Annotated in this window: 15 protein-coding genes; 2 read left to right on the forward strand and 13 right to left on the reverse strand. The window is 37.0% G+C overall.

The genetic code is table 11. The features are described from left to right. Positions 1-15 precede the first annotated feature (15 nt). From IGJ76_RS10635 to IGJ76_RS10690, 12 genes are all read right to left on the reverse strand, one after another. Complete coding sequence (locus IGJ76_RS10635; protein ID WP_430596612.1) at positions 16-1,110, reverse strand: DgaE family pyridoxal phosphate-dependent ammonia lyase; 1,095 nt, start codon at positions 1,108-1,110, stop codon at positions 16-18. Then, complete coding sequence (locus IGJ76_RS10640) at positions 1,094-2,206, reverse strand: amidohydrolase/deacetylase family metallohydrolase (RefSeq protein WP_067482678.1); 1,113 nt, start codon at positions 2,204-2,206, stop codon at positions 1,094-1,096. The genes IGJ76_RS10635 and IGJ76_RS10640 overlap by 17 nt, the downstream gene beginning before the upstream one ends. Before the next feature lie 9 nt (positions 2,207-2,215). Further along, positions 2,216-3,304: a DUF871 domain-containing protein gene (locus IGJ76_RS10645; RefSeq protein ID WP_430596613.1), complete on the reverse strand. Its 1,089-nt coding sequence runs from the start codon at positions 3,302-3,304 to the stop codon at positions 2,216-2,218. Next, positions 3,301-3,564, reverse strand: a complete 264-nt coding sequence (locus IGJ76_RS10650; RefSeq protein WP_430596614.1) for a hypothetical protein — start codon at positions 3,562-3,564, stop codon at positions 3,301-3,303. Before IGJ76_RS10650 ends, IGJ76_RS10645 begins: the two co-directional genes overlap by 4 nt. A gap of 70 nt (positions 3,565-3,634) precedes the next feature. After that, positions 3,635-4,978, reverse strand: a complete 1,344-nt coding sequence (locus tag IGJ76_RS10655) for a PTS sugar transporter subunit IIC (protein ID WP_067482684.1) — start codon at positions 4,976-4,978, stop codon at positions 3,635-3,637. A 175-nt stretch (positions 4,979-5,153) separates the two neighbouring features. Then, positions 5,154-5,855, reverse strand: coding sequence for a GntR family transcriptional regulator (locus IGJ76_RS10660; protein WP_067482686.1), 702 nt, complete (start codon positions 5,853-5,855; stop codon positions 5,154-5,156). A gap of 445 nt (positions 5,856-6,300) precedes the next feature. Then, entirely contained in the window at positions 6,301-7,743 is a 1,443-nt protein-coding gene (locus IGJ76_RS10665; protein ID WP_430596615.1) for a glycoside hydrolase family 1 protein, read from the reverse strand. A gap of 22 nt (positions 7,744-7,765) precedes the next feature. Beyond that, a complete protein-coding gene (locus IGJ76_RS10670) occupies positions 7,766-9,622 on the reverse strand; it encodes a beta-glucoside-specific PTS transporter subunit IIABC (RefSeq protein WP_270660226.1) in 1,857 nt (618 codons plus the stop codon). Between the two features lie 124 nt (positions 9,623-9,746). Continuing rightward, on the reverse strand, positions 9,747-10,595 hold the full coding sequence (gene licT, locus IGJ76_RS10675; RefSeq protein ID WP_067482690.1) for a BglG family transcription antiterminator LicT: 849 nt from the start codon (positions 10,593-10,595) through the stop codon (positions 9,747-9,749). Between the two features lie 292 nt (positions 10,596-10,887). Beyond that, positions 10,888-11,634, reverse strand: a complete 747-nt coding sequence (locus tag IGJ76_RS10680; RefSeq protein WP_071869161.1) for a class A sortase — start codon at positions 11,632-11,634, stop codon at positions 10,888-10,890. 95 nt (positions 11,635-11,729) lie between these two features. Further along, positions 11,730-12,056 carry a nucleotide pyrophosphohydrolase gene (locus IGJ76_RS10685; RefSeq protein ID WP_067482694.1) on the reverse strand — a complete coding sequence of 109 codons (327 nt, stop codon included), beginning with the start codon at positions 12,054-12,056 and terminating at the stop codon, positions 11,730-11,732. Positions 12,057-12,092: 36 nt separating this feature from the next. Next, entirely contained in the window at positions 12,093-12,551 is a 459-nt protein-coding gene (locus IGJ76_RS10690; protein ID WP_285603207.1) for a MerR family transcriptional regulator, read from the reverse strand. 74 nt (positions 12,552-12,625) lie between these two features. On the opposite strand from IGJ76_RS10690, the gene IGJ76_RS10695 reads away from it, so the two are divergent. Continuing rightward, positions 12,626-13,357, forward strand: coding sequence for an SDR family oxidoreductase (locus tag IGJ76_RS10695; protein WP_430596616.1), 732 nt, complete (start codon positions 12,626-12,628; stop codon positions 13,355-13,357). A gap of 688 nt (positions 13,358-14,045) precedes the next feature. On the opposite strand, the gene IGJ76_RS10700 is transcribed toward IGJ76_RS10695, so the two are convergent. Continuing rightward, complete coding sequence (locus IGJ76_RS10700) at positions 14,046-14,417, reverse strand: winged helix-turn-helix transcriptional regulator (RefSeq protein WP_067482702.1); 372 nt, start codon at positions 14,415-14,417, stop codon at positions 14,046-14,048. A gap of 278 nt (positions 14,418-14,695) precedes the next feature. On the opposite strand from IGJ76_RS10700, the gene IGJ76_RS10705 reads away from it, so the two are divergent. Beyond that, complete coding sequence (locus IGJ76_RS10705; protein ID WP_082294047.1) at positions 14,696-15,937, forward strand: MFS transporter; 1,242 nt, start codon at positions 14,696-14,698, stop codon at positions 15,935-15,937. The last annotated feature ends 6 nt before the right edge of the window (positions 15,938-15,943 follow it).

Below are 15,943 nucleotides of genomic sequence, written 5' to 3' on the forward strand. Positions count from 1 at the left end.
CCTCATCAATTGTTTTTAGTTTAAAATTTCTGCTAATCGTGTAATAATTTTTTTCATTTCGGCTTCTGTGACTGACCGAATATCAAATTCGATCACACCATTGTTTGCCTGATATTCTCTTGTATAGATGGCAGGATCTTTTTCTTTCAACTCAGTAATCACTTCTTTAGCTGACTTTTCACCTGAAACTTTGATGCTTGCCCGATAAATATCCCGACCAGCACCATCCTGCACGATTTTTGCTTCAATATTTGGTAGTTGGTTCATCGCCTCAACAAAAGGAAGTAATCTTTTTTTCATTGATTCCCCAGTTTCACTTCCTGTAAGTAAATAGTCCTCAACGGCTTGAGTAAAGCCTAGTAAATTATCTTTGCCGATTTTCATCGCACGTCCGATTCCTTTGCTTTGCAAACGAACCCATTCCACATACGTTTTCTTGCCAATCACTAAGCCAGCACTAGGGCCTTCAATTGCTTTCGCGCCAGAGTAAATTACTAAGTCGGCACCAAGTTGACTATAAGTAAACAAATCTTCTTCTGCGGCTGCATCAACAATTAAAGGAAGATCATATTGATGTGCCACTGCTGCAGCTTCTTGGACACTCAGCATACTTTTTTGAACGGTGTGATGACTTTTAATATATAAAATTGCTGCTGTTTCTTCCGTAATCATCATTTCTAGGTGGTCAGGTGTACACATATTGGCATATCCTGCCTCGACAACTTGTCCACCACCTTGTTCAACCATCACTTCAACAGGCGTACCATAATCCACATTATGACCCTTAGGTAAAATGATTTCTCGCTTGGTGATTTTTTTGGTATAAGGGTGATACACGTGATAGGCACTTCCTTGCCCAATAATGCCAGCAACTGACTGTGCAATTCCAGCTGAGGCACTCGAAACGATTTGAGTATCTTCGACTTGAAGTAGCCCAGCCAAGTAGCTCCCTGTTTCTTTCACTAATTCACTCATTTCAAAAAAGTGTTCACCGCCAAAACGCTGCGCTTCCAGCACTTTTTCTGAAACCTTTGATACACCTAGAATGGTCATTTTTCCAGAAGCGTTGATGACTTCTTTTAAGTGAAATTTTTCATAACTGACAGTCATAAATTTCCCCTCCAATAATGGTTTTGACTGGTTTGATCTGACTATCCGTCGTCCGAGTAAAACCATTGGAATCTGTTAACACTTTTGGTTCTTCTAAAAATTCAAAAATCGTTAAATCTGCATCAAATCGTTCTTTCAACTGCCCTTTATTGGCTAGATGAAAGTTTTCCGCAGGTGCCTTTGTTACTTTTTCAATAATTTCTTCCCAAGAATAACCAACGACATGTAACTTTTCCATCGTGGTTGCTAAATCATAAACTGGTCCATTTTCACGATTACGAATATAGATATCCGTACTAATTGATGATGCTTTGATATTTGCTTGTTTTGCGACTTCTGCCACATGAAAATTGAAACTATCTGTCCCATGACCAATATCAAAAATGATTCCTTTCGCAAAGGCTTCTTTAGCAATCAATTTGATTTCATTTGTTTCTGAATCAAGGATACCATTACTTTTTCCATTGAAACAGTGAGTCAAGACATCTCCCTTTTCCATTCTAGCTAAAACTTCGGCTAATTCTGGTGGCGCAGAACCAATATGAACCATTAAAGGTAGATGCTGATTCTCATTTTGGATTTTTTTAGCTAAATCTAGTGGTGTGATGCCATTTTTTCCTACCACAGTTTTACTCATTCGTGCCTTGATTCCAACAATGAATTCAGGAAGTTCATTCATTTTTTGTTTCACTAATGTTTCTTGCACTTTACTTAAATCAGCTAACTCATCTTGCGTGACAATTCCCCATTTAGAGATATTCAGTAGCGCATAGACATTCGTTTTTGCTTGCTTGGCGTAACGATAAAACGTTTCGATATTTTCTGCGCCAGTTGTTCCGGCATCAATAACGGTCGTCACGCCTTTTTCAACGCCAATTTTATCCGGATAATCATAATAAAGTGTCATTTCTTCAAAACAATGTACATGATCATCAATCCAACCAGCTGATAAATATTGCTGTGAGGATAAGGTCAACGTTTCTTTTGTCTCTCCCGTAATTTTGGGTGCAATTTGGCTGATTTTCCCATTTTCAATACCAATTTCAAAGGACGGACCTTTAAGTTCTTTTGCATTTTTTATTACTAAATCAAACATGGCGACACCCTACTTTTCAATAAATTTAAATTTTGACCAAGGATGAATAAATGGCAATAAAATAAGCTCTTCTTCACGAATTGTTCCTACTTTATTTTTTCTTGAATCACTATGAGGCTCTAAAACGACTTGAAGTTCATTTTTGTATTTGCCAAATTGATCATTGCCAATCACAACGTCACCCACTTGAAATTCAAAACTTGCATCATGGACAGGATTGGCTACATTTTTATATTTTTTTCGTACTTCAGTTGAACGAATCACTTGGTTGGTAATATCTCCACGACGAACATGTTGCTCATTCAATACGATTTGACGCTCTACTTCATTTACTTCTGGTACAAATTCAATCGCAAAAACAGTTTGATAACGATCAATCTTGCCTAAAGCTTCTAGCTCTTCTTCTGAAGCATATGCATTTCCGATAATAACGTCATCAATCAAGTCTGTCGCAAATAAATGTTTTGCAGCAACATCAACAGGTAAATGGCGATGCATTTCTAATGTTGGTAACCCATCGTTGATGTCCCAAGGGCCAATTTCTCCAACTTGTGAAGTAATGAATGCCGCTGTGCGAATACCTTGACGTTTAAAACGTTGGCTACATTTTTTAAAAAATTCAAAAGGTAAAGCCGTGCCTTCTTGGGGATAAAAATTATGACAACCATATAAAAATGGTGTATTTGCTTGATAAGTCAAAATGTTATCTAAGTAAGCAACATCATTACTCATATTTAATTCGATTGCTAATTCATAAGGATTGTATGTTAGCATTGCTTCCTTATTTCCATCAAAACCTAAATCTAAACGAATGCCATCCGCACCTAATTCGTGGAAAAAACTCAAATCATCATACGAAATGCCAATCTGTTCAAAAATCGTTGGTGCAACATCTAAAATCGTTTCGTAACCAAGTGATTTGGCGAAAAAAATCAAATTTTTGAATTTTTCTTTGACAACTTCACTATCTTCATTGATTTCTAACATACTCATAAAAATTCGACGGAAACCATAACGATGTGCCAGTTCAATATAAGCACGATCTGTTTCACTATCACTGTGGTCTGGATAAACTGAAATACCTAAAACTCTCTTCATACTTCTTCTCCTCGTTCCATTTTTTTAAATTTTTTTCGGTACTTATAAGCAATACTTGTGGCAAAAAGAATGGTCACAATTCCTACAAGTTGGTGTAAACCAGCAAAAAGTCCACTCAAAATAATCACAGTTGAAATACCAATGATTGCAATAACTAGAAAATAACGTAATTTCATCTGCTCCATTTTTGGAGGTAATCCTCTTTTTTCCAAATAAGTATGTGCTGCAATTAACACAACTATGCCAACGATCAGTTCCATTTTTTCACCACCATTCACTTTTACTGATTCAATTCAATAAAGGGCAGGACTGCATCCCGCCCTTCGTTGTTTATTGTTCTTGCGTGATCCCAGTATTCAATACTTCTTGTGTTGCTTGTTCTTGTGCCTGTTCTTCAGCTTCTCTTGCTAGCTGTTGTTTTTCAAATACTTTAAAGAATGGATAGTAAATTCCTAACGTAATGAAGAAGTTCACCACAACTAAGATTCCTGCGGCTACGCTCCAATTCGTGCTCATCCAAGCAGCGATTGGTGCAGGCATTGCAAATGGTAAGCGTGCGACCATCATCGGTACAACTCCGCTGATTGTTAAGACATAAGATAAAGTTGTTGTAATCAACGGTGCTACGATAAATGGAATACCTAAAACAGGATTCATCACGATTGGAGCCCCGAAAATCACTGGTTCATTGATGTTAAATAAGCCAGGGAGAATGGATAATCGTCCTAAACTCTTCAAATATTTTGATTTTGAGAACATAAACAACACGACTAAAGCAAGGGTTGTTCCAGCGCCACCAATCCAAATGAACCATTGTAAAAATTGTTCTGTGAAAATATTTGGCATGTTTTGTGCACTTGCTCCAGCATTGAATGCATCAATGTTTTCAGCAATTGAAATATCCCAAAACGGACGGATAACTGGTCCCATGATTGCTGGCCCATGAATCCCTAAAACCCAGAAGAAGCAGATTAAGAAAACAGTTAGTAAACCACCAAACAAGCTATTTCCAGCTAAAATCCCTTTTAGAGGCATCAAAATTTGACTTAAGAATCCATTCAAATCGAATCCTAGCATATGACGAATAACCCAGAAGAAAATCAAGATTACTGCACCTGGGATCAAAGCGACAAATGAATTGGTGACTTCAGGTGGCACGCCATCTGGCATTTTGATGGTAATTTTCTTTTCAATAAAAAAGCGATAAATTTCTACAGAAATAATTGCAGTTACGATTGCACCAAATAATGACCCTGAACCTAAATTAGCAATATTGATATAGCGTCCTGCACCAATCACGTTATCCACATCTTCAAATACACGTGTTGGTGGTGCTGCAACGATCAAAAATGACATTAATGCTAAAATTCCGGCTGTTAATGAATCGACTTTGTAGCTTTTTGCTAATGATGAAGCAATCCCGAAAGTTGCATATAATGCTAAGATCCCAACGGTGTAACGAAATGGAATATCTAAAATTTCTCGGTATGGTTCAATCACTGCAGCAACTGATTCAATCGGAATATTTAACAAAATAGTGAAAAATGAACCAACAATCGTTAATGGCATTGTTGCGATGATTCCCTTTCTGATTGCAGTCATGTGTCGTTGTGTTCCAATTCGATTGGCTACTGGCATAATCTTTTGCTCAATGATGCCTACAAATTTATCCATGTTGCTCCCCCTCTAGTTCCTTTTGTTGTTATAACATTATAATGTTTATACAAAGAGAATAACACATATTCTTTATAATGTAAACGCTTTTTAAAATACAAAAAAGAAAAAGTGGAATCATTGCCCTCCCACCTTTTCTTTTTGATGTACCTTCTTACTTTTCGGTTCAGCTTCCTTACGTTTCATAGTCAATATGATAAGGATGTAAAGCCGTGTGATAGATAGCTTCTGAATACTCAACTAGCTGACCGTCTTCTGTCAATGAACGTCTGATTCGTTTCATTCCTAGCGGTTCAGTTGTTTTCAAGATTGCTTGTTCTTCTTTGCTTAAAAATACCGCAGAAAAATCATCCGAAAATTGATCAATTGCATAACCTTTTTGCGTTAACAAACGATATAAAGATTCTTGATGGAACATTTTTTCCTCTAGCTCAGTAACTGCTTTTGGCAAATAATGCACAAAATAAATATATGGCTTTTCGTTGAGATAATACAATCGCTTAAATCGTACCGCTTGATTTCCAAAAGAAGAAAATAATGGATCTTCTTCTGCCAAATCAATTGGGGTAAGCTCTAAAGTTTCTTTGCGTACTTCATGTTGTGAGTTTTCTAAAATTTGCGTAAAACTTGCTGCTTTAGATAAACGATTATATGGACGATTACTTAAAACCGTTGTGCCACGCCCACTTTTCTTTTCCACATATTCATCAGAAGCTAATAATTCAATTGCCTTACGCACAGTGATTTTACTTACCTGAAACATTTCTTCTAATTCATTTTCCGTCGGTAGCATGGAACCTACAGGATATTTTCCAGAGAAAATATCTGCTTTAATTTTATCTGCAACTTCTAAGTATAATACCCGCGTTCTCTTCATAGTTTCACCCTTTATTTTACTCTTAGTAAAAGAATAGCACATAAAAAATAAAATACAAAAAGAAGAACATAAAAGCCTGGGATTGAATAGATCTCCCAGACTTCTTTATTGTATATACAACAGTGATACCGTTTTTCTTTTTGAGTAATTTCGCGATTTTAGGAAAAATTTTTATCAATTAGCGTTGAGTGTTTGTATCACAATTTCTATCTGCGGTGTTCAAGAATCAACACCCAACTTTCTAAAAACATGGAAAGCCATTTTGAGTGTCAGCTCACTATCTTTTCAGAGCAAAGCGTTTTGCGCCACAACCTTTTTCACGGTGTTCCCCAAGCAGCTCCTCGAAATAATTCATAACTGTCCAAAAATATGGAAAGCTATTTTTGTCAGTTACTCTTTATTTTTTCGAAGCTGACCGCTTGGAGCCACAACCTTTTTCACAACCTTATGCTCCTTCACCATTCGTCTTAATAACTTCTTTATACCAATCAAATGATTTTTTCTTTGAACGGTTCAATGTACCAGCACCATTATCATCCAAATCAACATAGATGAATCCATAACGCTTGCTCATTTCACCGGTAGAAGCACTCACTAAATCAATACAACCCCACGGCGTATAGCCCATCAAGTCAACACCATCTGCCACCGCATCCGCCATTGCATCAATATGTCGACGTAAATAATCAATTCGATAATCATCATCAATTGTTCCATCTGGCTTTACTTCATCAATTGCACCTAAACCATTTTCTACAATAAATAGTGGTTTTTCATAACGATTATATAATTCGTTCAATGCAATTCGAAGGCCATCTGGATCAATTTGCCAACCCCACTCACTTGCTTCTAAGAATGGATTTTTGACCCCGCCTAATAAATTACCAATTGATGTATCTGCTTCTGGACTAACTTCATCAACTGCGCTAGACATGTAGTAGCTAAAGCCAATGTAATCTACAGGATAACTTTTCAACAACTCAAAGTCTTCAGCTGTTTGTTCTAGAAGGCTCGCATCCACGCCATATTTTGCATAAGTTCGAGCGGTATATGCAGGGTATTCACCACGAACTTGCACATCCGTACAAAAGAAATTAAATTCTTGATTTTGGATCATTGTTGCAACCTGGTTCACTGGGTTGGCATCAATACTATAAGTGGTCGCATAAATAATCATGCATCCAACTTCAATATCTGAACGTAATTCATGCGCAATCTTCACTGCTTTACTGCTAGCAACAAATTGATTGTGCCACGCCTGAAAAATATTTTGATAATCTGCTGCCCCATTGCTTGGGACTAAGCCTTGGCTTAAAGCAGGAAAATGGAAAGCTGAATTGATTTCATTGAACGTCATCCAGTATTTTACTTTTTCGTGGTAACGAGTCAACACTGTTTCTGCGAATCGTTCATAAAACGTAATCAATTCGCGTTTTTTCCAGCCACCATATTTTTTAGCTAAGTTCAACGGCATTTCATAATGAGAAATCGTAATCACAGGCTCAATACCATACTTCAAACATTCATCAATCAACTGATCGTAAAAGCGTAAACCTGCTTCATTTGGCGTCAACTCGTCTCCTTGAGGAAAAATTCGTGACCAAGCAATTGAGAAACGATAACATTTAAAGTTCATTTCAGCAAATAAAGCAATGTCTTCTTTAAAACGGTCATAATGTTCAATTCCTCGGTGATTTGGATAAATATATGTTTCTTCATCAATTGTCCAGTCAAAGTCCTCACTACCGATAATCGCAAATCGTTGCTTTCCACCCGGCATTGCATCGGCAACGGATAAACCTTTGCCATCACGATCAAATGCACCTTCTAATTGATTGGCGGCTGTTGCGCCTCCCCATAAAAACTCTTTTGAAAAACGTGTTGTCATCACTTATATCCTCCTAGTGTCTTTATTTTACGATTGCTAGAAAATCTTCATTCGAGATAATTTCTTTTTGATCTAGTTCTAAAACATCAGCAAATTGATCGGTATTCGTAATTACAATTGGTGTCACGGTACTGTAACCCGCAGCATGAATTGCCTCAATATCAAATTTTACTAACAGGTCACCCGCTTTCACTTGGTCCCCTTGTTTTACGACCGTTTCAAAACCAGTACCATTTAATTCCACCGTATCCATTCCAATATGCATCAAGATTTCAATACCATCCGTTGTTGTTAAACCAACTGCGTGACCCGTTGGGAAAATCGTAGTAATTTCACCATCTGCTGGTGCAACAAGTTCCCCTTTTTCTGGCTCAATTGCGATTCCTTTTCCCATCGCACCAGATGAAAAGACTTGATCGGCCACTTCACTTAATGGTAACACTTTTCCTGTCAATGGGCTCTTTAGATTATGACGACCAGAAGAAAGTGTTTCTCCTGCTGTGGCTTTCTTCTTTGTTTCTTCTGCAGGATCTTCAAATCCAACCAATAAAGTTCCTACAAAGGCAAGAATGAAAGAAATTCCTGTCGCAATGATTGCCATCGTTACATTGGACTCTACACCATCAATTGTACTGATGAACGACGGGATCGTTAGCAAGCTGACTAATCCACTAGCAAAAGATTTTACGCCTGCAAAACCGATCAAGGCACCACCAATCCCACCAGAAACACAAGCTACGATAAACGGTTTTTTCAATGGTAATGTTACCCCATATACAGTTGGTTCTGTAATCCCAAATAACGCAGTAATTGTGGATGAAATACCTAACGAACGTAATTTACTATCTTTCGAACGAACTGCAACAGCTAATGCTGCACCCCCTTGTGCTAAAACAGCTGGTAATAGCATTGGCATCAAAATATCATAACCAAATTGATCAAGGTTCAAGAACATAATTGGGACAAATCCCCAATGCATTCCAAACATAACAAACACTTGCCAAAAGCTTCCCATAATCAAACCAGCGACAATTGGACTAAAGTCATAAATTGAGTTGAACAAGCTACCTAACGCATTCCCAGCAATTGTTCCAATTGGTCCTAAAGCTAAGAAAACCAAAGGAACCATGACTACTAAAATAATTAAAGGAACCAAAATCATTTGTAAAAATTGTGGAATAATTTTTTTTACAAGTGGTTCAAACTTACTTTGGACCCAAACAGCCAAAAGAATTGGAATAACAGAAGAAGTATAACCAGATGGCGATAAAATAACTGATAGCCCAAAGAAATCTAATGCTGTTCCAGCACCAGCTGCTGCCGTGATTGCTGGATAAACCAGTGCCATTGCAATAGCTACTGCTAAAAATTGATTCGTTTTAAATTTCTTAGCTGCTGTAAAAGCCAACATTACTGGTAAAAATGTGAATACGCCATCAGCCGCTGCAAACAAAATCTGATAAGCCCCACTATCTGCAGCTAGCCAGCCAAGAACAGTTGCCAAAGATAGAAATCCTTTTAAAACCCCCGCTGCTGCCATTGCACCTAAAAATGGTGTAAAAATACTTGAGATGATATCAATAAACTTACTTAACAAATTACCTGATTTTTCTTCCTCTGTTGGTTGATCCGCCAAGCCTTCTTCATCCACAATCGCTTGATAGACATCAGCCACATTACTGCCAATCACCACTTGATACTGACCGCCACTTTGAACAACCTGAATCACATCTGGATCACTCTTCAATTTTTCTGTGTCTGCAATAGATTCATCTTTTAATTTAAAACGTAATCGTGTTGCGCAATGAACCAGACTGTTGACATTTTTTTGCCCCCCAACTGCTTCCCATACACGTTTGCCAACTGCTTTGTTATCCATTTTTCTTCCTTCTTTCTACTAAATTTTGATAAAATAAAAAACCTAGATTGAAAAAACGGTCACGAGCTGCTTGCTCGTGTCCATATTTTCAATCTAGGTTTTGCCTGCCTGACAGTAACAACCCTTATGATTGGATCTGTTTTTCATTCACTACACGTTGAATGTGAATCGTCAAATAAATTTGTTCTGCAACTTCCATCTCTTGTTGCTGCGTATGAACTAAATAATCATTAATTCGTTGCACACAACGAAAGGCTTGTGGGTATTTTCCCTGAACTAATGCGTAAAGAAACTCATCTTTTTCGTCAGAATTCTCACCTTTTAGGTAACGCTGTGCAAAAAATTGTAGATGTGTGATAATTCGTTGATAATTCAATGATTCTTCATCAAAAACGACACCGAAAAATTTACTAATAATGCTCAAGATATCACGTACCATGGTTGTCGCAGTCATTGTCACTTGCATATCACCATTTCCTTGCTGGCTATTCACAAAATGAAAAGCGATAAATCCAGCTTCATCTTCAGGAAATTCAATAGCAGTCTTTTCTTCAAGAAAATGCAAGGCTTCTTTAGCAATCTGATACTCTTTAGGATAAAACTTTTTTGTTTCAAATAATAACGGATTTGGCAATTGAATTTTTTCTTTTGCTCGTCCAATTGCATAATGAACGTGATCCGTTAGTGTTAAATAAATATTTGGTGAAAAGTTCACAGCTAATTTTTCTTCCGCTAAATCAACGATTTGCTTTACTAGCTCGACTTCCTCAGAGGGAATGTCAGCCATCAGCTGTTGAAATTGGTTTCTTGAAAAAGAATCCTTGAGTACAAACTCTTTTTGGATTGCTTCAGGTGAAATCGAATCGCCGGGCTTCTTTTGAAACGCCAGTCCTTTACCCATGTAGACAATTTCTTCACCTAATTCATTTTTCGAAATGACGACATTATTATTCAACACTTTTTCAATAATCATCTCGTCTTCCCCTTTCCAAAAAATAAAAAAAACCTAGAATTCGCCTGTAAATCCTCAGCTGAATTCTGGTTTTGCCTGCTAAGCAGTAACAATCCATTTCTTAACTGAATTTATGATAACACTTTCTTTTCTTCTTTGCAACCCCTTCCAAGTTTTTTTATTTTTTGTTTTGGCTTTCTTCTATTGTTAACTGTTGACAACTATTAAAATAAAAAAACTGAGAACCTTTAGTTCTCAGTTTCTAAGCCTTTCTATTCTCCAGCAACGCTCACACTTTTTATGAAATTTCGTACTAAAAAGTTTTTGTTTCTAAATTAAAGGCTTGTTTCATTTCATCTGTTGCATCTTTTATCGGTGTTACTTTTTCTAATGCGCCTTGTACAACTAAGCGAGTTACTGCATTATTATCTCCACAAGTAATCAGGGTCACGATTTCTTTACCGTCCACTACATCTAATAACTCAGTTTCTGTTGGTGCTACTTTTTCTTTGAAAAAAGCTTTATACGTGTACACATTCTCTAAATCAGTCAAATAGATTGTAGCACCCATTGATAGATTTTCTAAAGGAGTGAACAATAGCTCTGGATTGGTTGAGCGGTGACTAGCCAGCGCATAATTTCCTTTTCCCATTTGTTGATCAGGTGATAAAGTTCCTGCACCATACAATAACGCTGTATTTGAAAGTCCCTTAAAAATTGGTAAGTTGATTGATACAGATGGAACTGCGACACTAGCAATCACTGGCAGATCCTTACTTTCAGAACTGGCCTCTGCTCGAATCACACGTTCAGAACTCATTGGTTCAACTGCATCAAAATCAAACGTTGTTTCTCGTTCGTTGTTTTTTTGCAAATCTTCTTTAGTTACATTAGCTATCGCGTATTGATCACCAGTATTCTTAACAAAAAAATCTTTGATTTGTTCATTAAAAATTAAAGCAATCCCTACTAGTAAGAGTAACAGCAAAAGTAAATTCATTAGCCAACGTCTCACGCGTTTTCCTTTTTTCTCTTTATTCGTGTTGTTGTCAGTCGCCATTGTACGACCTCCTCTTTCCACACCATATTTTCTTCATTTTAATGGATATCCCTACTTCTGTCTATCATTCAAGCGTAACTTACTACTCATTTGTTTTAGAGTTCCGTGTATTTTTCGCGCTTTCCTATACTCTTTTCGACAGGATATTTTCTATTATTTTTGATTAACTTTTCTTCAATGATTTCATCCAAATCGAAATCAAGATTATCCGCTAACATGTACGAATAGATTAAAACATCTGCTAGCTCTTCCTTAATTCGTTCTACTTGATTTGTCGTAACTTCCTCAGGTTGCTTCCATTGAAAAAGTTCCAGAAGTTCTGAAGCTTCCAAAGAAATCGAAATCGCTAAATCTTTTTCGTTATGAAATTGTCGCCAATTCCGATCATCACGAAATTTATTTACTTTTTCCATACTGTTCATTTGTCGGGCCTACTTTCTTTTTATCACTAAGTTTTTTTAGTAGACAGTCTTTGATAATTGGTCTTCATATTCTTGATGCCATTTTTTGCTGACTTGTCTTGTTCCTGGTTCAAAAAAAACTGTTTCTGTTCCAACTTCATTTGCTTTTTGATAATACCATTTCTTCCAACGTAAAAAAGCCAAATTAGCTTCTAATACTTGAATTTTTGCTTCTAAAATCGTTTCTTGTTCAACAATAAAGGCATAGCGATCAGGTAGAGTCCCATCACCTTGCATACACCATTCCATAAATGTTGCAATATCTTTTACTGGAATAGCCGATTTTTTTAAACACTCAATGACATTCAAGTAACCTAAATCATCCTCGGTAAATACACGTCGCCCCGCTGAATTTTTTTTCACGAATGGCAACAAGCCTTCTTTATCATAATAGCGTAAGGTGTCTGTTGATAATTGATACTTTTCAGCAATTTCGCCAATTGTATAAGTTTTCATTTTTCCTCCTTGACTTGGAGCTAACTCCAAGTTGTATACTACGTTTATCTTAACAGAAGAAAGCAGGAAATGAAATGAATAAACCCCTAATCGTGATTACTGGAGCAAGCTCAGGCTTTGGAGCAGAAATCGCCAAATTATTTAATAAAGAAAACTATCCCCTGTTATTGCTAGGTCGTCGTACAGAAAAAATCTATTCCTTACCGCTTGATTTTGATCAAGTGCTTGTTGACTCTGTCGACGTGACTGATGAACAAGCTTTCAAAGCCAGTATTGCCGCAGCAGAAGAAAAGTTTGGAAAAACTGATTTATTAGTAAATAACGCTGGTGTGATGTTATTAGGTAATGTTCAATCACAATCTCCATCGGAATGGAAAACGATGATGGACACAAATGTTTTAGGTGTGTTAAATGGTATGCAAGCTGTACTAGCAGATATGGTTGAAAGAAAGCACGGTACAATCATCAACATGTCTTCATTAGCTGGACGTAAAACTTTTGTGAATCATGCCGCTTATGTTGCCTCAAAGTTTGGTGTTCACGGATTAAGCGAAACCATTCGCGAAGAAGTTTCAAAAGATAATGTTCGTGTAAGCTTAGTTGCCCCTGGCGCTGCCGAAACGGAATTATTAACTCATGTTACAGATACTGGTGCTTTGTCGGACTATCAAGCATGGAAAGAAACAATGGGCGGAATCACTCTTGATCCTGTCCACGTCGCAGAAGTGGTTAAATTTATTTATGATATGCCACAAGAAGTGAACATCAGAGAAATTGACATTGCAGCAACACGCCAAGATGGCTAATCATTCTGATACTAAAAAAGGTTGGAACAAATGGTTCCAACCTTTTTTCTATTTAAGGAGTAGCTCCTAAAAATAACATGCTACTCTTACCATCTATGAAAAGTTTTTGGTATCTCTGTTTGATATTTTTGTCAGTTGTTCTTTCTCTTTTCGGAACTGAACGCTTGGAGTCACAGGTTAAGCCTTTTGCGCTACAACCTTTTCCCTCGGTGTTCCCAAAGCAACTTCTCGAAATAACTCTCAATTGGTCAAAAATATGAAAAGCTATTTTTTGTCAGTTGCTCTTTATTATTTCGAAGCTAAACGCTTGGAATCACAACCTTTTTTCTCGGTGTTCCCAAAACAACTCCTCCACATAGCTTTCATCCACTTCAAAACATGAGATGCTGTTTTGAGTAACTGCTTGCTATCTGTTCGGAGCTGAACGTTTTGCGCCACAACCTTTTCCTCAGTGTTCCCCAAGCAACTTCTTCGACAATAAGTTCACTTTTTCTAAAAATATGGGAGGCTATTTTTAAAAAAGTTTTCTTATTGCTTGAAGCTAAACACTTGGATCCACAACCTTTCTCTCAGTGTTCAAGAAGTACCTCCTTCAAAATAAGCCCAAATTTCACAAAAATTTGAGGAACAATTTCTGGAAATTTACTCTTATTTATTGGAGCTGGGCACTTCTTTCACAACCTTTCTCTTAATAATTCAAATAACCGCCGTGCGTATGTAAAAGTTTGACTGACTTGCCTTCTTCTTGCTGCTTTTCAATTCGCTCCTCACCCCAAACAGACATTGCAACCAAAATCTCCCGTAGTGATTTTCCTTCTTCTGTTAATGAATATTCTACTTTAGGAGGCACTTGATTATAAATCTTTCGATGAACGATACCGTCTTGCTCTAACTCACGCAATTGTTGCGTTAACATTTTTTGAGTAATTGTAGGAATTTTTCGACGTAGTTCACCCGTGCGAATAGCCCCATTTCCTAAATGGCAAAGAATAATTGGTTTCCATTTTCCGCCAATCACTTCTAAAGTTGCTTCAACACCAATATGATAAATTTTTTCCATTCACTTACTCTCCTCCAAAAAAGATACGCTCCAAATACTAGCACCTTCTATCAACTTTTGAAAGCAAAAAAACTTTTTTCAAAGACTATCAATTAATAATCAGCGTCTTAAATAAAAAATGAAAAATTTCTAATACTACAATAAAACGATTTTTTTCGCGTACTTACGCAAATGTTACAAAAAAGTACCTATTGTACTAAAAAGTAGGTACTTTCTACTTTCATAAATAAGGTCTATATTTTCTATTCGTCAGGTAACAAACTTTTAGGAGGAAAAAAATGAAAAATAAAATCTCACCCACACTTACATTGATGGCATTAGTTATCAATGCCTTTGCCATTGGTTCAACTGAATTTATCAGTGTTGGCCTTATGCCTTTGATTGTAAATAGCTTTCACGTTAGCTTGGCACAAGCAGGACTGACTGTTTCCCTTTACGCAATTGGCGTTACTGTTGGCGCGCCACTCTTAACTATTTTAACTGGAAAATGGAATCGAAAATTTTTAATGATGATGATTATGTCTTTATTCATTGTTGGAAATCTATTTGCTGCATTCGCTGCAAGCTTTGCCATGTTACTAATTGGTCGTGTTATTTCTGCCCTAGCTCATGGTATTTTCATGTCCGTTTCAAGTGTCATTGCAGCAGATGTTGTTCAGCCACATAAACGTGCCAGTGCAATTGCCATCATGTTTACTGGATTAACCGTGGCTACCGTTACAGGTGTTCCATTAGGTACCTTCATCGGCCAACAGACCAATTGGCACATGACATTCATTTTTATTGCAGCTGTTGGTTTCATCGGGTTACTCGCCAATTTATTCTTGATTCCAAGTGGCTTACCTATCCCAGGGTCGGTAGACTTGAGAGGTATTCTAAGAATCTTTAAAAATAAATTTTTAGTTGGTTCCTTTTTGATCACTGCACTTGGTTATGGTGGTACTTTTGCTGCTTATACTTACCTAACGCCAATTTTGCAAGACAAAATTGGTTATTCTGCACATGCTGTCGTTATCTTATTAGTTATCTATGGACTAATGGTTGCCATTGGAAATACGATTGGTGGGCATTACTCTAACCGGCAACCTTTGAAAGCTTTAGGTGTTATGTTTGGTCTGTTAGTTCTTTCTCTACTTTTCCTATTTTTAACAATTTTGAGTGGAAATAAACTAGTAGCAACCGTTGCAACACTCGTCTTAGGACTCTTCTCTTTCATGAATGTTCCTGGGCTACAATTTTATGTCGTTCAACTAGCTGAAGGCTATACACCAAAAGATATTACTCTAGCTTCAGCATTTAATATTTCTGCATTTAATATCGGAATCGCATTCGGCTCGTTTGTCGGAGGACAAGTAACAAAAACTGTCGGCGTTGGTTACACGCCAATTTTCGGAGCAGGTATTGTCTTACTGGCTGTTTTTTTAGTTCTAAAATTGATTGCTGAAAATAAAAAAATAGAACAACTGTCTTTAACTGCACAGGAAATGAATCCTGAAAATTCAACTAGTGTCACAAAATAAAGAAGA

It is taken from the genome of Enterococcus sp. DIV0175 (assembly GCF_050529075.1).
GTDB classification, from domain to species: Bacteria; Bacillota; Bacilli; order Lactobacillales; family Enterococcaceae; genus Enterococcus_B; species Enterococcus_B thailandicus.